13 protein-coding genes are annotated in these 18,233 nt (G+C 59.8%); 4 read left to right on the top strand and 9 right to left on the bottom strand.

What is annotated here, in order from left to right:
• Nucleotides 1-208: 208 nt before the first annotated feature.
• Nucleotides 209-1,000, bottom strand: a complete 792-nt coding sequence (locus tag WJU23_RS04685; RefSeq protein ID WP_346331376.1) for a TatD family hydrolase — start codon at nucleotides 998-1,000, stop codon at nucleotides 209-211.
• 57 nt (nucleotides 1,001-1,057) lie between these two features.
• Nucleotides 1,058-2,470: a N,N-dimethylformamidase beta subunit family domain-containing protein gene (locus WJU23_RS04680; RefSeq protein WP_346331375.1), complete on the bottom strand. Its 1,413-nt coding sequence runs from the start codon at nucleotides 2,468-2,470 to the stop codon at nucleotides 1,058-1,060.
• Between the two features lie 92 nt (nucleotides 2,471-2,562).
• On the opposite strand from WJU23_RS04680, the gene WJU23_RS04675 reads away from it, so the two are divergent.
• Both WJU23_RS04675 and WJU23_RS04670 read left to right on the top strand, forming a co-directional pair.
• Nucleotides 2,563-4,209, top strand: coding sequence for an arylsulfatase (locus tag WJU23_RS04675; protein WP_346331374.1), 1,647 nt, complete (start codon nucleotides 2,563-2,565; stop codon nucleotides 4,207-4,209).
• An 80-nt stretch (nucleotides 4,210-4,289) separates the two neighbouring features.
• On the top strand, nucleotides 4,290-6,707 hold the full coding sequence (locus tag WJU23_RS04670) for a hypothetical protein (protein WP_346331373.1): 2,418 nt from the start codon (nucleotides 4,290-4,292) through the stop codon (nucleotides 6,705-6,707).
• 14 nt (nucleotides 6,708-6,721) lie between these two features.
• Here the strand turns inward: WJU23_RS04670 and WJU23_RS04665 are convergent, their stop codons facing one another.
• Nucleotides 6,722-7,705: a lysophospholipid acyltransferase family protein gene (locus tag WJU23_RS04665; protein WP_346331372.1), complete on the bottom strand. Its 984-nt coding sequence runs from the start codon at nucleotides 7,703-7,705 to the stop codon at nucleotides 6,722-6,724.
• Nucleotides 7,706-7,747: 42 nt separating this feature from the next.
• Here WJU23_RS04665 and WJU23_RS04660 point away from each other — a divergent pair, with 42 nt between their 5' ends.
• Nucleotides 7,748-8,752 (top strand): M20/M25/M40 family metallo-hydrolase, encoded by a 1,005-nt coding sequence (locus WJU23_RS04660; RefSeq protein ID WP_346331371.1) that lies wholly within the window; start codon nucleotides 7,748-7,750, stop codon nucleotides 8,750-8,752.
• A gap of 44 nt (nucleotides 8,753-8,796) precedes the next feature.
• On the opposite strand, the gene WJU23_RS04655 is transcribed toward WJU23_RS04660, so the two are convergent.
• Together WJU23_RS04655 and WJU23_RS04650 are read right to left on the bottom strand one after the other, a co-directional pair.
• Nucleotides 8,797-10,359, bottom strand: a complete 1,563-nt coding sequence (locus tag WJU23_RS04655; RefSeq protein WP_346331370.1) for a sulfatase-like hydrolase/transferase — start codon at nucleotides 10,357-10,359, stop codon at nucleotides 8,797-8,799.
• A 72-nt stretch (nucleotides 10,360-10,431) separates the two neighbouring features.
• Complete coding sequence (locus tag WJU23_RS04650; protein WP_346331369.1) at nucleotides 10,432-12,798, bottom strand: Amuc_1098 family type IV pilus outer membrane protein; 2,367 nt, start codon at nucleotides 12,796-12,798, stop codon at nucleotides 10,432-10,434.
• A gap of 255 nt (nucleotides 12,799-13,053) precedes the next feature.
• On the opposite strand from WJU23_RS04650, the gene WJU23_RS04645 reads away from it, so the two are divergent.
• Nucleotides 13,054-14,379 carry a hypothetical protein gene (locus WJU23_RS04645; protein WP_346331368.1) on the top strand — a complete coding sequence of 442 codons (1,326 nt, stop codon included), beginning with the start codon at nucleotides 13,054-13,056 and terminating at the stop codon, nucleotides 14,377-14,379.
• Between the two features lie 23 nt (nucleotides 14,380-14,402).
• Here the strand turns inward: WJU23_RS04645 and WJU23_RS04640 are convergent, their stop codons facing one another.
• The 4 genes from WJU23_RS04640 to pssA all read right to left on the bottom strand — a co-directional run bounded on the left by WJU23_RS04640 (nucleotide 14,403) and on the right by pssA (nucleotide 18,207).
• Nucleotides 14,403-14,783, bottom strand: a complete 381-nt coding sequence (locus WJU23_RS04640; protein WP_346331367.1) for a Rid family detoxifying hydrolase — start codon at nucleotides 14,781-14,783, stop codon at nucleotides 14,403-14,405.
• A 28-nt stretch (nucleotides 14,784-14,811) separates the two neighbouring features.
• Nucleotides 14,812-16,017 carry a glycogen synthase gene (gene glgA, locus WJU23_RS04635; RefSeq protein WP_346331366.1) on the bottom strand — a complete coding sequence of 402 codons (1,206 nt, stop codon included), beginning with the start codon at nucleotides 16,015-16,017 and terminating at the stop codon, nucleotides 14,812-14,814.
• Between the two features lie 68 nt (nucleotides 16,018-16,085).
• Entirely contained in the window at nucleotides 16,086-17,297 is a 1,212-nt protein-coding gene (locus WJU23_RS04630) for a hypothetical protein (protein WP_346331365.1), read from the bottom strand.
• A 43-nt stretch (nucleotides 17,298-17,340) separates the two neighbouring features.
• Nucleotides 17,341-18,207, bottom strand: coding sequence for a CDP-diacylglycerol--serine O-phosphatidyltransferase (gene pssA, locus WJU23_RS04625; protein WP_346331364.1), 867 nt, complete (start codon nucleotides 18,205-18,207; stop codon nucleotides 17,341-17,343).
• Nucleotides 18,208-18,233: the final 26 nt, after the last annotated feature.

The raw sequence follows: 18,233 nt of genomic DNA, 5'->3' as shown, positions 1-18,233 counted from the left end.
CTAAAGGGGACTGCCGAGTTTAACCGACACGTCCTCGATGGGGTGGTGCGTGGAGGGTGGGTCTAGGGAATGGGGTCCCAGGGTTGTGCCCAACCCTAAGATAGGGGACGGAAGTCCTTTGGGCATGGGAGCTGAGGGCAGGATGCCCTCACTCCTTGGCTTTACCGAAGGCTTGCTGGAAGGCGGCGGAGCGGGCCTCCGGACGCTTTCAGCAAAAACCTTTGAAAAAGCTCTGCGCAGTGATGCTGGTGTCACTGGCCACCTGCTCAACAGCCTGTCCGCGCAGTGCCGCCACCGCCCGCGCCGTATCCGCCACATAGGCGGGCTCGCAGCGTTTCCCACGATAGGGCACCGGTGCCAGGTACGGTGCGTCCGTCTCCAGCATGTAATGGCCCGCAGGGACCTGGCGCACCGTTTCTCCCGCCGGACCGGGATTCTTAAACGTCACAATGCCGGTGAAGGAAATAAGGTGGCCGGCATCCAGCAGCGGCTGTGCCTGCTCCAGCGTGCCGGTATAACAATGAAACACACCACGCAGGCGGCCGCTGTAGGGCATGACGATGGCGGTCAGATCCTCCCAGCTTTCGCGGTTATGCAGCACCACGTTCAGGCCGAGTTCTGCCGCAAGCTCCAGTTGCAAATGCAGGCAGCGGGCCTGGTGCAGTTTCCATCCATCCAGGTCGAATCCCTCCGGCGGCGCATGGAAATAATCCAGGCCAATCTCGCCAATGGCCGCCACCTTGGGATGCCGGGCCAGGTCACGCAGTTCGTTGATCCAAGCCTCGCCCGATACGCTGTCCACATCACAAGGATGGATGCCCACGGCGACCCGCACATCCGGCTCCTTTTCCGCGATGGCCAGCAGCTTGCGCGCATTGGCAAGATCCGTCGCCGGGGCCATCATGCGCGTCACCCCGGCCGCACGGGCCCGGTCCAAAACAGCGGGCAAGTCTTCATCAAACTTATGGCTGCCCAGGTGCGTGTGCGTATCGAAAAACATGAGTTTCCATAGCGGGCGAAATCCCCGCACGCAAGCTCCCCCACGCAAGGATGATCGTCACTTCCGGTTCAGCAAATTTGCCGTGATGCGCTGGATGCGGTCATCGGGTCCATGCGGGCGGGAATAGTGGCTCCAGACCGGCATGTGGCCTGGCGGTTTGCTCATCGCCTGCGCCCACCAGATGGTGGAGGCATTAAAAACAAAGTTCCCTTTCGGTCCCGGAAAGATGACCGCCGCCCATTGCTGCGGCACCTTGCCCCCCTGCCAGGCCGTGCCAGCGGCGATGACCTCCACTCCCTCAAGATCCGATGGCGGGTCGCCATGATATTCCCAGCCGATGAGGCCCGGCACGCTTTCCCCGGCCTTCATGCCGGTGCCTTCAAAGAGCCAGTGATCCGGCTTCACGCAGGTCCAGTCGCCGCCGCCATTGACGGGCCGGATGTTGCGCACGCCCATCAGATACCCTTCATCCGGGCCACGATGCGGGAAAGGACCGTGGTTGTCCTCGCGGTTTTGCGCCCACTGGTTGCTGGCACCATACGGCCCGCCACGAAAGATGCGCCGGTTGGCCTCCCCTTTGGCATTGTCCATAAAGGGTGTGACCCAGCACACGGAATTGCCGGAAAGGAACAGGAGATTGACCCCTTCATCCCGCATCTTTTCCACGCTGGTGAACTGGCGGATGTCCCAGTATTCATCATGGCCGATGCTGATGAAGGTCTTGCACTTCAGCCCCCGGTCCGGCGTCACCATGTCGGCATTGGAGCAATACGTCACATCATAACCCTGCTGCTCCAGCCAGTAGGCCATGGGATACTCAAAGCACAGCCACTCCCCGCTGCCCACCGACTGCGGATTCTCATAAATCTGCGCGTACTTCGCATAAGGTCGGTCAAAGCTCACATGCGCCAGCGGCCCCTGGCCACCACGCGGATCGGTATAAAGCGAATAGTCATCCGGCCAGCGGTTATACGCTTGCCAGGTATTGTCACTGCATTGCAAAAGAATGTCCGCAGGCCGCTCATCCTTCACAATGAAGACCACATAACTCTGCCAGTAAGGCTGGTCCTCCGTCTCCGGCAGCGTCGTCAAACGTCCAAGATAAACCCCGCTCACCCACGTCTCCGGGATGGTCAGCGTGTGTGATTTTTCCCAGCGGCATTCCCGCAACCTCGTCGTTTCATCCGGCTCCGGCACCGGCTGCGCCTTGCCTTCAAACGGGCCCAGTTCAGCCATCAACCTGGCCCCGCGTCCGCCATAATAACCCGTGCGGAAGATCTCGATCTTAAAGCGCGCCGCAGGGGCCGTGCTGACAAAGACGTCCAGAGTTTCCCCCGCCTGCACGGATTGCCTGGAGCAGTATCCTTCAATGTACGGGCTGCGGAAACCGCCCGTCTTGTCCAGCCGCATGCGCGTCAACTGCCAGTCGCGGCTTCCTTCCAGGGCGTTCTCTTGCTGAATGCGGTTCATCGTCTTCAAGATAAGCCCCTCGCCCCAGGTTCCTTTCGGCAAACTGGAGGCAGACGCAAGAGCCGCCCGTGACCGTCGTTTTCATGGCACTCATGCGCGTCCTCTTTTCCCTCCTCGTAGCCTCCCTGTCCTTGCTCACAGCGACAGCGGCGGACAAACCGAATGTGGTCTTCATCCTCGCCGATGACCTGGGATACTCCGACCTCGGCTGTTACGGCGGTGACATCGCCACGCCCGCCCTGGATTCCCTGGCGGAAAACGGGCTGCGCTTTACCCAGTTTTATAACACCGCCCGCTGCTGGCCCACGCGCGGGGCGCTGATGAGCGGCTACTACGCGCAGCAGATCCACCGGGACGAGCTGCCCGGCCTGGGCGGCGGTGGCCGCGGCGTGCGCCAGCCCTGGGCGCGCCTGCTGCCAGACTACCTCAAACCCGCCGGCTACCGCAGCTATCACAGCGGCAAGTGGCACATTGACGGCCCGGTGCTGGAAGCCGGATTCGACCGCTCCCTGGACACCCGCAACCAAGGGAACTTCTTCAGCTCCAAAGGCAATGCCATCAACGACGTGCCCGTCAATGCCCCCGAGAACGAAACCGGCTACTACACCACCATCGCCACCGCCGACCACGCCATTGACTGCCTGAAGGAGCACGCCGCCAAACACGCAGACAAACCCTTCTTCCATTACATTCCCTTCATCGCCCCGCACTTCCCCCTGCATGCGCTGCCGGAGGACATCGCCATCTATCGCGACAAGTATCTGAAAGGCTGGGAGGCCATGCGCGAAGCCCGCTTTAAAAAGCAAAAAGAGATGGGCATCCACAACACGGAGCTGTCCGCTCTGGAGGAGGATGTGGGCCCGCCCTATGACTTCCCCGATGCCTTTGAAAAGCTCGGCCCCGGCGAGATCAACCGCCCCCTGCCCTGGGACACGCTGACCGATGAACAGCGCCGTTTTCAGGCCACCAAAATGGCCATCCATGCCGCCATGGTGGACCGCATGGACAAGGAGATCGGCCGCATCGTGCAGCAGATCAAGGACATGGGCGCCTATGAAAACACCGTCATCTTTTTTGCCTCCGACAACGGCGCCAGCGCCGAGATCATGGTGCGCAACGGCGGCCATGATCCGCAGGCCGCACCCGGCAGCGCCGCGACCTATCTCTGCCTGGGACCCGGCTTCTCCAGCGCTAGCAACACCCCTTTCCGCCGCCACAAAACCTGGGTGCACGAAGGCGGCATCAGCACCCCATTGATCGCCCATTGGCCCGTAGGCATCCCCGCACGCGGAGAGCTGCGCCACACGCCATCCCATGTGGTGGACATCGTGCCTACCATCCTGGAAATCGCCGGAGTGGAGAAGCCCAAGGAATGGAATGGCGAGGCAATGCCAGAAGCCCCCGGCAAGAGCCTGCTGCCCGCCTTTGCCAAAGACGAAACCATCCCCCGCGATTCCCTCTGGTGGCTGCATGAAGGCAACCGCGCCGTGCGCGTGGGCGACTGGAAACTGGTGGCCGCCAAAGGCGATGCCTGGGAGCTTTACGACCTGAAAACTGACCGCGCTGAAGCCCATGATCTCGCCGCCAAAATGCCCGACAAGGTGAAGGAACTGGAAGCCGTCTGGCAACAGCAGACCGATGAATTTTCCACCCTCGTCCAAAAGACCGTCCACCTCCAGCCCAAGCCAGCGGCTAAGGGCAAGGGCAAAGGCAAAGGCCAGGGTAAAAGGAAGCCGTGATCGTTTGCCACCCCCATCAGGAAACAGTCTTGCTAAACGCCCGGTAATTTTATAAAAGGACACTGCAAATCCCCCTTGCTGTGCCCCCCCTCCGCCACGCGCTCATCGCTGTCCTGCTGACGTTCCTGCCCGTTCCGGTCCTTACTGCCGCCACGCCTGCGAGTGCGCCCGCGACCTTGCGCACCACGCGCACAGGCGATGCCCTGTCCGTGCCGATGGCCCTGAGCTATCACCAGGTGGTGCTGGAACGCAAAAGCGGCCCTGGCTGGAAGCCGTTAGCGGTACTGTATCCGCGCACGCTGAACCGCGAGCAGATGCGCGATGTCTCTTTTCCCCTGCCAGTAGGTGTGGCTGATGATGAAGTGCGGGTGCTGGGCTATCGCACGCCGAAATTTCCCAGCCGGTTCACTTACGCGAAGCACAGCTTTTCCCGCCCGGCGGCCGCTTTTGAAGTGCCGGTTTCCAAAGCCCTGGACCGGCTGAAGAGCAGCCCCAAAGCCCCGACCACCCTTACCCAAAGCCCGGCGACAGAAACGGAAAACTGGGAACTGCGCGGCACGCGTCTGTTTTACAGTCATGCCGCACGCGGGCTGCAGGTGCTGGATGTGAGCGATCCCACAAATCCTCTGCGCACCGGCAGCCTGAGAGTGCCGGTGGAGGTTCAAAGAATGTTTGTCCTCAATGCGGCCGGGACCGAGGTGCTGCTGATAGGTCCATCCACCAGCAAGGAGCATCCGGGAGCTCTGATGCTGCTTCTCATCCACATCCAGCATGGCGAGCCCATGCTGACCGGCAGCCTGCGGCTGGAGGGGCAGATGACCGATGCCGTGCTCAATCGCAGCAGCACCGAACTGCAAATTTTAAGCTCGGTCCAGGCCGCCAAAAAGGGACGTTCGACGCTTTTAACACGGCTGGAATTGATACATCTTGAGAAGCCCAAGATCGCCGGCAAAACGACCTTTGCCGGCAACAGGTCCGCTTTCCGTATCCAGGACGGACGTCTGATGGTCAGCGTACGTGAAGCCGGCCAAAAACGCCTCCACGAAGTCCCCGTGGAAGGAGGCGCTGGCGGACTGGTGACGCAGCCGGCCAAACGCCCGCCCGTCCTGGTGATGGGATATGAACTGAGCGTCGGCGGCAGGAATCTGAAGGCCCAAAATGCCGGCGACCCAACCGAGCTGCCTGTAGAAATGACGCTGTTCTGGAGAACTGACCGCGTCATCCCCGCCGGTGATTATCTGCTGCAGGTGGAGGATGGAGGAGAGGGAATTGAAGCGCCCCCGGCCCACTTGCGCCTCACGCCTGCCATCGCCCCGGAAGAACTGCTGGAAGAGCTGCCCCTGGGCCAGGGGCAGGTGGTGGGCATCAGCCGCCAGGAGGACCGCATTTTCATCGCCCAATGGCTCCCGGCAACAGCCAGCCAGCCGTCCCGGTTGCGCACCTGGATGCTGACCCTCAATGACACCGCTGCGATCACCGTCCTGTCCACGCAGGAACAGGATCTGGATGGCCTGGATGAAGGGGGCCTGAATCTTGCCAAGGTGCAACCGCTATGGGTGGATGCAGCTACCCTGGTCTGGTTTATCCCGGCGAAACCAGAATCCTGGCACTGGTGGAAGGATCCGAATGTCATTCAAAACAGCGCTGCGCCTCAAACTCGGGCAGGCTCCGTGGTGATGGCCCTTTGCCCGCTGCGTTTGGGCAAAGATGCGCTCATCGCCGAGGAGGCCCAGGTGTTTCCTGTCCAGGCTCAGGTGATGCATGTTTCACCCGCCACCTTTGCCGGAGGTTTTGTCTTTTTCAGCTACGACCATGTTGAAGGCAGCAGCCCGGCGGGCCACGCAGCGCCTGAAATAAAAGTACCCCTGCGCCCCCGTGCAGGTGAGATACGCTCCTGGCTGCAAGTGGTGGATTTCCGCTCTGGAACTCCCCTGCTGCGCGATGCCGTTTCCATTCCAGGCCAGTTGCTGGGGGTGCGCCTTGCGGATTCCCAAGGGGCGGTGCTGGTGACGCAAAGCGAGCTGATGCTCCGTGCCGGATTCAGCCCCACCCGCGTGGTCCATGCCAGCGCCTATGACGGGGTGAAAGCGAGCCTGCTAAGTGACTACGTGACCGCCACTGCCTTTGATGCAGCAGCCAGCATGGATGAAGCGGGCCTGTATCTCGCCCGCGAAACCGGCCGCCCAGGTGTGGTCAGCATCCGCTATGATGCCATGACCGGCCGGCTTTCGCAGGCCTCCGCCTGGAATACCAATGCCCTGCCCATCCTCTTGCAGAGCATCGGCGGGCACCTGCTGGCCAGCAGCCCCGGCCATTTTGAGGTCGCTTCCATCGCCCCCGTCACCGGCCAGCTAAATTCCGTGGCCTCTTTCGATACGCCAATCAACCTCATCCTGCCCGTGGAGCGTGCCACCAACACTGCGCCCCAGGACCTCTGGATCCCCGTCGGCGAACAAGGCGTGGAATTGATGCAGAAGCAGGCGCTGGGGAGCTATTGAAACGATCCTGCGTTTCACCCCGCACGATGCCGGCTGCCCCCCGCCTTCATGGATTCAATCAGCGCCGTGAATTTCCTCGAAGGTTTCGCATAGGTCGGATATTCGGGATAAATGTCCCGCGTGGGCAGGTAGCGCCAGTGCTTATACATCCACAGCCAGCACTCCGGATGCTCGCGGATGGCCTTTTCAAAATGATCCCACACGCGCTGCGTCAGCGCAGTCACATCATCCCCCGGCTGTGGCAGGAGAGCCTCGAAGATGGTGATCTCTGACCGCCCGTCCGGCAGCGGCCGGCAGACGCCTGTGATGAGAGACAGGCCCAGCCGCAGCGCCAGCTCCACATGCAGCGTCGGCACGCAGGTCATCAGGCCGAAGCAGCGGATGACGGTCGCTGATTTTCCGGGCGCGATGTTCAGGTCCGTCAGCAGTCCGGCGTGGCCTTTTTTCTTCAGCGCCTTCACCAGTTTGATAATCGCATTTTCCTGCGGAATGACGGTGTGCCCGGAGTGCTCCCGCAGCCGGCGGAAGATCGTGGTCAGCGCCGGGTTGGCAAAATCCTGCGCCACGACCGTGAAGTGAATGCCGCGAAACCCCCAGACGAGGCTGACAAACTCAAAGTTCCCAAAGTGCGGCGTGACCCAGATGGCCCCGGTCTCGCGGGCCCTGGCCTCCGCCTCGCTGTCGTCCATCCGGAGGCTGATGTGCTGCTGCCAGGTTTCCTTCGTGAGGCTGGCGGACCAGAAAAGATCCAGGAAGGTGCGGGCAAAATTTTGGTACGACTGCCGGGCGATGCGCTTCCGCTGCGCCAGTGTATAAGTGCCAGGGAAGGCGGCATTCAGATTGTCCAGGGCGGTACTGCGGCCGCGCGCATCCAGAAAATAGGCCAGCGAACCCAGCCCACGAGCCAGCCCCAGGATCACAGATCTTGGCAGTTTCGGCAGCAACCAGGCCGCTGATGAGACCAAAACGGTCTCGCAGAAATATCGGAGCTTCTTCACCTTGGCGTTTGTGGGTTGGGAAAAGGTCGTTACGGTAGGCACATGGCAGTGCCCAACCTCACAACCATTCTCAAGCGAATTCTAAAGCAGCCTACCGCTCCTTTCCACGAATACCATGTCCGCGCCGAAATCGAGGCGCTGCTGAAGGAATGCCCCCACGTCAAAACCAAACGGGACAAATACGGCAACCTCATCGCCACGTATAAAAACGGCAAAAGCAAGAGCAAGCCCACCTGGGTGCTCGGTGCCCACATGGACCACCCCGCTTTCGTCCGCGTCCCCGGCAGCAAGGGCAAGGATGATTTTGAATTCCTCGGCGGCGTGCCCAAACCTGAGGTGGAGGCCGGCGTCAAACGCGGTCTGCGTGCGAAGCCGAAGGGCGACATCGCCACCTGGGTTTTCCCGGTGAACATCACCGATGAAAAAATCGAGGCCACTGCCTGTGACGACCTCGTCGGCTGTGCTGTCATCGTCGCCACCTTCTGGGAGCTGGCGGAGCTGAACCTCAGCACCACCTTCCATGCCGTCTTCACCCGTGCCGAGGAAGTCGGTTTCCTGGGAGCCTGGCACATCGCCCAAAAATGGCCCTTTGAGAAAGACGACGTCTTCCTGTCCATCGAGACCAGCCGTCCTGTCAATGGTGCGGTGATGGGAGGTGGCCCGGTGGTGCGCGTGGGCGACCGCCTTTCCATCTTTGACAGCGAAGGTACCGCCGTGCTGATGACAACGGCCAAGGAACAGGGCATCCGCGTGCAGCGCTGCCTGCTGGACGCCGGAGCCTGTGAAGCCACCGCCATGCAGGCCGCCGGCCACCGCAGCGCCGGCATCTCCGTACCGCTGGGCAACTATCACAACATGGATGAGAACAAAAAGATCTCCCCCGAGTTCGTCATGCAGGCAGATGTGCGGGACACGATCAATCTCCTCAAAGCTCTCGTTGCCACCAAGCACGACGGCATCGGCGAGCGCAGCATCCGCGAGCGCGTGGAAATGCGCACCGAGGAATACGCCGGACATCTGAAGGCCGCCAACAAGCACTTCAAATAAACCAGCCGGGGCCCCGCTAAGGGGCCCTTACTTTTTTATACCCCTCAGTTCTTCTCCGCTGCTGCCTGCATCTGGCGGCTTGGAGGCAGCAGTTCTGCATAACCCGCACTCGTGCGGCGCAGTTCCGCCACCGCCGCAGCACGCAGTTTTTCCAGGGTGGCAAGATGCGCTGGCTCGTCCGCCAGGTTGGTCAGCTCCTCCGGGTCAGCCTGCAGGTTGTAGAGTTCCTCTGTCTCTCCGGGGGTCAGGTAACGGATGTATTTATACTGCCCGTCATTGAGCGCTGCATACCAGGGAACGTTGTGGTAGGCGGCCTCCTTGGCATCGGTCTTCATAACCTGCGTCACATCGCTGCCGTACAGATTTCCTGTTCCCTCATAATAGCAGGGATACGGCCAGGCGGCAGTCTCTGGCTCTTTAAGTAAAGGCGTGATGTCCCGCCCATGCACCTCCCACGGCAGCGGGATGCCCGCCATGGCGCTAAAGGTCGCCACCAGATCCGTTCCGTTCACCGGCTTCGTGCACACCTTCCCAGCAGCCACCGTCCCCGGCATGGAGACAATGAGCGGGCTGCGATAGGCAGCATCATACGGAGCAAGCTTGGTGCGCAGTCCGTGCTCCCCGGTGGCAAAGCCCTGGTCTGCGGTCAATACCACCAGGGTATTCTCCAGCTGCCCGCTTTCCCTCAGCGCCTTCATCACCTCCGCCACCCCCTCATCCAGGGACTGCACGCAGTCACTGAGCTGATGGATATGGTCTTCATAGGGGCGGGCCTTCTTGGCATTGTCGCCAAAGGTCTTCCCGCTCTTCTGCGGGACGATGCGGCCCTCTTTGTCTTTCCTCCAGGCCTGGGTGTCGTTGAGATAGTCAGGCTTGCCTGGACGCGGGCCCAAAATATCCGCCGGGACGGTCACTTTGTCCTCCTTGTGCAGACCTTTGTGCCTTTTCGCCGGCGTCGTCGGGCCATGCACCCCGCCATAGCACAGCCACAGATACCACGGCTTATCCGCCGCCCGGTGCTCCCCCCGGATGTATTCCGCCGCCCACTTCGTATAATTATCCGTGGAGTAGTCAGGGTTCGGCGCATCCGCCTTCACCCCATTCACCTCCAAAATCTGCCCCGTGTAGTAGGCCCCGGCATTCTCAGGATACTTCGGCCGGTTCCAGACGATCTGGTAATCCCAGTCCCGCCCATAGCCGGCATCCGTCCCCGTGTGCCACTTGCCAATGTGGGCTGTCTGATAGCCGTTTTTGCGGAACTCAGCCGGAAAGAAAGGTGTCAGCTTCGGATCGTATTCGCTGCCCGGATACTTGCCGCTCATGCGCATGGACTCAATGCCGTGAGGATGCCTGCCGGTCAGCATTGTGGCGCGGGAGGGCATGCACCAGGCCCCCATATAAGCATGGCTGAAGCGCACTCCGCTGGCGGCCAGCGCATCCATGGCCGGGGTGCGCACGCCAGGCATGGCCTCCAGGTAGCAGGACAGCGTCTTGTAGGAGTGGTCATCTGTGAAGATGAACAGAATGTTAGGCGGCTTCGGCGCAGCGGAAAGGCTGCCTGCGGCGGATGACAAAACCAGGGCCAGAAGGAGGTGACGTACAGTCATGCCAACCTAAACGCAGCCCAAAGAAAAAACTCTCCTCTCTCTCCGCCGGTCTGAGCTGTTTTTGGGCGAAACTTACTGATCCGGATTGATCCGTGCCCCGGAGGGGTCCACTACACGAACGCTGACAAACATGACCACATTGCGCAAGCGGCGCTGCTTCACGGTGCTTTTGAAAAACCGGCCAATGAAGGGCAGATCCCCCATGACGGGTACTTTGTCATCAATGAGTTCTTCACGATCTGTGATAACTCCGCCAAGGACCACTGTGGCACCATCCCAGACCTTGACCGAAGTCACGATCCTTTTGCTGTCGAACACCGGCTGGAAGATCAGATTGGGTGTCAGTTCAAAAAATTCACCATCCGTCACTGTATTGATGGGTGAGCCATAGTTCACAAAGCCAGTGAAATCGGTAAACTCCGGGTTCAGTGTGAGGTCCACCGATTTGCCGTCTTCGGAGATTTCAGGCGTCACGTTCAAGACGACTCCGGTGCGGCGCATTTCGAAAGCTGTCGGTGTGGTCGGAGTGATGACAGCCGGGGGCAGAGGCAGGGGAATCAAGGCACCGGTAACCGCATCTACCAAAGTCGTATTTCCAACGGTGGTCGGGATCTGGGGCGGATCAAACTCGGTGGGATAGATCAACTCGCGGATAATCTCCAAACTGGCCTGCTGCCCGGTGCGGGTGATGACGCTGGGCTGCGCGGTCATATCAATGCCTTTTTTCTGATCCAGTGCCCGGAGCACCCCCTGGAACTGCGGGGTGGTAAGAACACCAGCCACGGAAAGAACGCCCGGTGAGCGCCTGGCAGTGGAGGGAACAATGCCTGCAAGCACGCCATCCACACCTTGCACCCCTAAATCAGCCGAGGACCGCAATCCTGCAGTAACCGGATTGGCACCGACCGCCGTCGTGGCATTCTGAAATGGAAAGTCCTGGGAAGCTAAGGCTGAACCGAGATTTCCCGGAGTGCCGCCGCCGAGTACATATTGGTCATTGGAGACGCCGCCACCGCCCAGAAGCCAGTCAAAACCAAGTTCTGTCAGACGGTCTTCGCCAACATCCATCAATTTGACATCAATGATGACCTGCTTCGGAGAGCGGGTGAGGGCCTGCTCAACAAGATTGTCCACCAGTTCCAGATTGCTGGCAGTGTTGCGCACCATGAGAGTGCCACTGACAGCACTATAAGTAGCACTTGCTCCTTCTCCAAAAAGGATGCCATAGCTTTGTAAATACTCCTGGGCACCCATGCGCCGGAACCCAAGACCGGATGTCGGGGCGCTGCTGGTATTGGCGAAAGGATCTGCCGTGGCGGGCGCCTCAGCGCCCACCGGCGTCCGGGTGATGAAGTCCGGCGGAACCCGGTAGGTCTTGGTGATGATGACAGATGAGCCGGATGCAGCGGTGACAAGGCGCACTGCAAACTCTTCCACCCGGTAACTCAATCCGGCAATCTCAGCCACATAACGAAGGACTTCCTCCAGCGGCACCTCAATCAAGTTCAGGGAAATAGGCCGGGAGGGAAAATCAGGCGGCAGGCTGATGACAAAATCAATGCCACGGCCTGCAGGGTCAAGATCCCTGGAGCGAACGCGCAGATACTCCACGACTTCCTGCAAAGAAGCACCGCTGAAGTCAATGCGGGCAATTTTCAGGTCCCTGAGTTTCTGCTGGATGGCTTCCCGCCCGCCACGAATGCCGGTGGCAATGCCCGTGGTCCCGCTGCCGTTGAACAGGCTGGACACATCAGTTCTGCTCACCGCAACCGGATTTTCCCAAGCTCCGCTGACGTCATTGAGCATTTTGCTGCGCGTGTGATCTTTGGCCGCATCCAGGTAGCGGGTGCGGTCAGCTTCTGTTTTCTGCATCCCCAGGCGGGCGGCAGAATTGTAGGGGTCCAGCCGAAGTACCTCTTCAAAGGTCAGGAGGGATTTGTCATACTCACCGATTTCCCGTTGGGAATTTCCGAGTTCCAGCAAGGTCTTCACTTCAGCCACGCGCGCTACATGGCCAGGAGTAAGGGCAGGAGGATAGCGGTCCGGGTCACTAAAGAGGGCCCTCATCCGGGAGATGCGTTTGTCCCCTTTCGCCACGCCCTGGCTGTCCAGCCTGTCGAGCAGAGCCGTAGCGCCGGGATAATCACCGGCAGTGGTCAGTTCCTGGGCACGGACAAGACCGGAACGCACATAGCCATCCAGGGCAAGAGCCCTGGCTTCCTGGGCCAATGGTACATCCGGGAGGCCGGTATAGACCTCTTCGTAGATCTTTAAGGCGGCAGCGGTTTCCCCTTTGCGCAGGAGGGTTTCAGCCTCAGGCAGGAGCATCTCACGTGAGGACACGGTTTCAGCACGCCTCTGAATTTCCTTTTCAGCCAGGGCAAAAGTAGATTCGCCCGCCACTGAAAAGCAGGGGAAAAGAAGGCTGCCACCGGCCATGACTAGGCAATAAGCGACAGTCTGCACTGCATGCTGGCGGGCGGATCGTGAGTTCTGGCAATACATTCGGGATCGGGGGAGCGAAGCGGAAACGCGAGGAATATCAATTTTTCCCCGCCAGCCCAAGCATTTTCTCTGTGGAACTGATCTTTCTTGCGTTATAAAGATTACACCAACCAAATATGGAGGATTCTTTTTCAAGAATCCCACAAGCCTTTAAACGCTATCCGGCATCCTTTGTCTCACCGTTCAACCATGTCTCTGCCCCCCCCACACGCAGCATTCCGTTCCGCCATCTCAAGCCGTTGTTGGAGGCTCCTCCTCTTCCCCCTTGTTCTGGGCTCTGCATCCGCACTGAAAGCGCAAATCAATGACCTCAACGATCTGCGCCAGTTGCTCAGCCAGAATGGCAGCAATACAGCCTCGACTTCTGCCTCCACATCGGCCACGCCTGCCCCCGGCCCGAACACCTTTTATGCGGCTCCTGGTCCATGGGGCAAGCTGCGCTGCTCTTACATCTATCTCGAAGCGCCTACGGCTTTGGTGGACAGCTTTCCGCTCCCCAATTCACGCCCCCGCTGGACTTTCCCAGAGGAGATGCTCAGCACACTGCCGGAGTTCTTTCGCAAAGCCTCCCTGTCCCAGGCCTTGATCACTCTCTTGCTGTCTCCAGACCAGATGGTCCGGGAAAACGGTTTCGTTCACCTTTTCCCACCACTTCCTGATCTGGAATCCATCAGCCCGGAATCCAGGGCTTTCATTTACACGGAGCTGTCCAAGTATCCGCCCAATGAATTTTGTGTGGACCCGGTTTTGATTGTCGGCCAGACGGTGGGCGAATGGTATCGCACCAGCAAACTGCGCCCGGCGCTCATCGCCAAAATCGAGCAGATGTGCTACAAACGCGGAGATACGATCGCCTTCAGTGATGTGGGTGCCATCCTCAATTATGCCGAGTCTGATTCCGAAGCCCGTGCGATCTTCAAGGCCTTCACCCGCACCCGGTCCCTGATGGTCAAGGTGGAAGTAGATCATTCCACAAATATTGATGAGCTCGTGGGCTACTGGACGCTGGGGATCGGCCTGCGGCGCAAGGACATCGAGCCGTTCGTACAATCCGTCATTGATACGGACGGCCTTGAGACACTGCCTCTGTCGCACTTGCTCCCCTCTCTGGTGCGCAAGCTGATGTACACTTACCCCGGACTGGATTTGGCCAAGCATGGAATGCTGCCGGACTGCCACTGGACATCCCTGAATTTCTTCAACTACGAGCCGCATGAATACCTGCTGGATTCACGCCTGGCCACCAGTGCGGTTTTGGAAAACTTCCAGCCGGTGGAAGCTCCCTATAAATACGGGGACATCCTGTTCTTCCTCAGCAATACCACCGGCGATGCCTACCATTCCTGCGTTCATCTGGCAGATGGAATTGTCTTTACCAAGAACGGGCGGAATCTCCTCTCCCCCTGGCTGCTGATGAAACTGGAAGATGTTGGCAAAATCTACCTCTACAAAGGGGAGGGACGCATCCAGGGCTTCCGCCGGAAGAATCCTGAGGAGTCCATCCCCAGCCAGTAGTGGCCGGGGTGACGCCAGAGTGATCAGGGGAGTTCTACGATCACCTCAATCTCCACCAGGGCGCCGAGCGGCAGCGCGGCGACCTGGACGGTGGATCTGGCAGGCTTGTGACCGCTGAAAGCCTCTTCATACAGTGCGTTCACTTTCGGGAAGTCCGCCATGCTTTGCAAAAAGACGGTGGCTTTGACGACGTAGTTCAGCTCCAGCCCCTGGCTCGCAAGCAGGGCCTTGATGTTGGCCAGCACCTGCCGCGTCTGCCCTTCCACTTCGGTCGCTTCAATCTTGCCTGTGGCCGGATTAATGGGAATCTGGCCGGAGCAGAACAGGAAACCGTTGGCACGGACAGCCTGGGAATAAGGCCCGACCGCAGCGGGCACGTCAGCAGCGTTGTTGATGAGTTCCATACAATGAGAATCTATAAGGCGTGTCAGATCAGGCTTTCACCAGGGTGTCGTACAGGGCCTTGGTACGCACGGCGATGCTTGTCCAGCTAAAGCGGTCCACGGCACGCTTGCGGCCGGCCAGGGCCATTCGGCGGCATTTTTCAGGATCGGCCATGAGGCTGTTGATTCCTTCCGCCAGATCAGCGGCGAACCGGTCCGGATGAAGCGCTTCAAAAGGGCTTTCCGTCTGCTGGTCCAAAGGCACAAGGATGCCAGTTTCCCCAGGTACGACGACTTCTTTGATACCGCCCACCGCGCTGGCGACCACGGCTGTTTCACAGGCCATGGCTTCCAGGTTGATGATGCCAAAAGGCTCATAAATGGACGGGCAGCAAAAGACCGATGCATGAGAATACATGGCGATCTTTTCCTGGACCGGAAGCATGGCCTGAATCCAGACAATGCCGCCCCGCTTTTCCTGGGCGTGTGCGACGGCGGCCTGCATTTCTGCCGCGATCTCCGGCGTGTCCGGCGCGCCGGCACAGAGGACGACCTGATATCCCGGGTCCATCTTCTCAATGGCCTTCACCAGATGGACGATGCCCTTTTGCCTGGCGATGCGGCCCACAAACAGCACATACGGCACCTCCGGGTCCACCCCATGCTTGCGCAGGACCTCAGGAGCCTCCACGCGGTGGTATTCATCCGGATCAATGCCGTTGTGAATGACGTGGATCTTATGCGGATCCAGCGGAAAGAAGCGCAGCAGGTCGCTCTTGGTCTCTTCCGAGACGGCGATGACCGCATCCGCCATTTCCAGCGCGGTCTTTTCCAACCAGACGGTGAAGTCGTAGCCGCCGCCAAGCTGCTCCCGCTTCCAAGGGCGCAGAGGCTCCAGAGAATGTACGGTGAGGACCATTGGCAGGCCGTAGTTCATCTTGGCCAGGATGCCGCCGAAGTGGGCATACCAAGTATGCAGGTGCACCACCTGGGCATCCACTTTTTCAGTATTGAAATCCAGGCAGCGCTGCACGGCCCCAAAGACGGATTTCAGATTCGGCGGGCAGTTCCAGCCTTCCATGTCCAGGCCCACGCCTTTGACCTTCAGGTTAGGCTCAGTGCTGTCCTGGTCGCCAAAGCACCTCACTTCCACTTCCATGAGCTTGGCCAGCTCGCGGGTCAGATATTCCACATGCACCCCGGCCCCTCCGTAAATGTGAGGCGGGTATTCGTTGGTGAGGAAAAGGGACTTCATGATGGCAGGCCGCTTTCTAGCCCAGTCCTGCCCCAGGGTGCAAGAAGAAGCATCAATCACCGCCCCCCTTACATCACCGTCGCCACGATCTGCTCTCCAAGACCCGGAAGCTGCTTGAGCGCCTGTGCAGGGGAAGGCCGCATGCCTGGGACCAGCAGGCCTTTGGCACTGACCGTGGCCACCAGTTCTTCCAGCGCCTCCGTAAAGGCCTGGATGGCCAGCCGCTCATCCGCCTCATCAAAAATGAGTCCGTTGAGCAGGGCCACATGCTCATAACGCTGCATCCATTCATGAGCCCGATGTTTGGCATAGCGCTCCAGCACCATGCGGAGCAGGGATTCCGCCGCACGCTCTTCCGCATCACGCAGAATTTGATACGTGAGACAGCGGACCACATCCGCCGCCGCAGCCACCAGCCCCTGTTCCAGGCCAGGGTTCACAAGCTGCCGGTGCCGGTGCTCAAAGTGAAAGCCCAGATCCACCTGGCACTGCTCCGCCGGGGTGAGATAACGGTGGGATTCACACAGCATGGCAATCTCCAGCCCCCAGGCCGGAGGCAGGCTGAACTCTGCGAGGGTCTCCAGCTCACCGGCAAACTCCCCTGACAATGGATAGCGGAAGCTTTCCAGATGCTCCAGCAGGGGCTTCACGCCCAGCACATCCTGAAAGGCCTGGATCAGAGGGAAAATAAGAAGCCGCGTCACGCGGCCATAGAGGCGGTCCGCGACACGGCTGTAGTAGCCTTTGGCAAAGCGGTAATTCAGCCGCGGATGGGCCACAGGATAACACAGCTTGGCCAGCATGGAGCGGCTGTAGTTCAGGATGTCCGTATCATGGCTGATGACAATGCCCGTATGACCGGCCGCCTTCAGGCAGGCCAGCCCCATCCAGATGTTGGCCCCCTTCCCTGAGAAAGTCCCGTCCCAGCCCTTTTCACTCAGGCGGTGATGAGCTGCCTTCAGATCCGGGCCATCATTCCACAGCACATGCACTTTTTTTCCACAAGGGGACTCCCGGCAGAGCTTCAGGGCGGTCTCCACCTGGCTTTCTTCCATGCCGTTCATGGTCAGCAGCACCTCGCTGATGTAAGGAACCTGGGAAACCTGCTCCAGGATGGCCGGCAGCGCAGGACGCTGAGTCTCCACAAACAAAGCCGGGAGCAGCAATGCCACCGGTTTGTCACGGGTCAGCTCCACCAGCTCTTCGTCACGCGCGGTGGCGTCAGGGCTGGCAAGATGATGCAGGGTGGGAAGTCGCGCGTGCTGGTAAAAATCCGCCATCCGAAAAAGGTGTCTGTCTGATGCGTCGCTGAATTAAAGAAGCTTAAATTTGGGAGGCCGGATCATTCGACCCCTCATCCTTTTTGGGGATCTCCGTCTCCATGGGGATGGGATCATCAGGCGTGTCTGCGGCTTCATACTCGATCTCGATCTCACGCCGCCAGCGGCGGGAAACCCAGGGACGCACCAAACCATAGAGCAAATAGCTGACAAAAAGCACGGAAGGCATCCACTGCCAGTTCCGCACCGCAAAGGCCACCACGATAATGGAGATGATCACCCAGACCGGGGAGCGCCGCGTGCGCCAGTTGATGGACTTGAAGCTGGGATATTCCAGATCACTCATCATCAGCCAGGACAGCAGTACCATCAGCACCGCCAGCCCGTATTTCCACTGGCCAATCTCCTTGCTGCCTTCATCCAGCCAGAGCATGAGCAGCGTCAGGGAGGCGATGACGCCCGCCGCCGCCGGGATGGGGCAGCCCCGGAAATGCTTGCTGTTGGTCTTGTCATCACTGGCGGCGATGCAGTTAAACCGCGCCAGCCGCATGGCTCCGCAGACCAGGTAAGCACAGGCGATCAGCCAGCCGAGCCCCGCAGGCTTTTCAATGCTGGAAAGCACAATGTCATGCACCAGCAGCGCCGGGGCCACACCAAAGGATACAATGTCCGCAATCGAATCCAGCTCCCGTCCAAACGGGGACTCCTGCCCGCCCAGCCTGGCCACCCGACCATCCAGCACATCAAAAAGACAGGCAGCCAAAATGGCGATGATGGCCCAGTAATAATGTTCCGTGATGGCCCCTTCCCGGCCTTTGAAAATCTGCAAAATCGCGACAAAACCGGACAGGATATTCCCGGCCGTCATCATCGTGGGCAGCACATAGATGCGAGGTTCGCGTTCAAGCATAAAGGCGGATTGTAGCGCACGCGGCC

Source organism: Prosthecobacter sp. SYSU 5D2, from assembly GCF_039655865.1.
In the GTDB taxonomy this organism is placed as follows: Bacteria; Verrucomicrobiota; Verrucomicrobiia; order Verrucomicrobiales; family Verrucomicrobiaceae; genus Prosthecobacter.
The sequence above is the reverse complement of the archived record's forward strand: the minus strand, read 5'-3'. Positions and strand labels throughout refer to the sequence as shown.

Coding starts and splice junctions, on each gene's coding strand:
- WJU23_RS04640 (WP_346331367.1), bottom strand. CDS start 14,783: ATGGAACTCATCAACAACGCTGCTGACGTGCCCGCTGCGGTCGGGCCT.
- pssA (WP_346331364.1), bottom strand. CDS start 18,207: ATGCTTGAACGCGAACCTCGCATCTATGTGCTGCCCACGATGATGACG.
- WJU23_RS04655 (WP_346331370.1), bottom strand. CDS start 10,359: ATGACTGTACGTCACCTCCTTCTGGCCCTGGTTTTGTCATCCGCCGCA.
- glgA (WP_346331366.1), bottom strand. CDS start 16,017: ATGAAGTCCCTTTTCCTCACCAACGAATACCCGCCTCACATTTACGGA.
- WJU23_RS04650 (WP_346331369.1), bottom strand. CDS start 12,798: ATGGCCGGTGGCAGCCTTCTTTTCCCCTGCTTTTCAGTGGCGGGCGAA.
- WJU23_RS04630 (WP_346331365.1), bottom strand. CDS start 17,297: ATGGCGGATTTTTACCAGCACGCGCGACTTCCCACCCTGCATCATCTT.
- WJU23_RS04645 (WP_346331368.1), top strand. CDS start 13,054: ATGTCTCTGCCCCCCCCACACGCAGCATTCCGTTCCGCCATCTCAAGC.
- WJU23_RS04685 (WP_346331376.1), bottom strand. CDS start 1,000: ATGTTTTTCGATACGCACACGCACCTGGGCAGCCATAAGTTTGATGAA.
- WJU23_RS04675 (WP_346331374.1), top strand. CDS start 2,563: ATGCGCGTCCTCTTTTCCCTCCTCGTAGCCTCCCTGTCCTTGCTCACA.
- WJU23_RS04680 (WP_346331375.1), bottom strand. CDS start 2,470: ATGAACCGCATTCAGCAAGAGAACGCCCTGGAAGGAAGCCGCGACTGG.
- WJU23_RS04660 (WP_346331371.1), top strand. CDS start 7,748: ATGGCAGTGCCCAACCTCACAACCATTCTCAAGCGAATTCTAAAGCAG.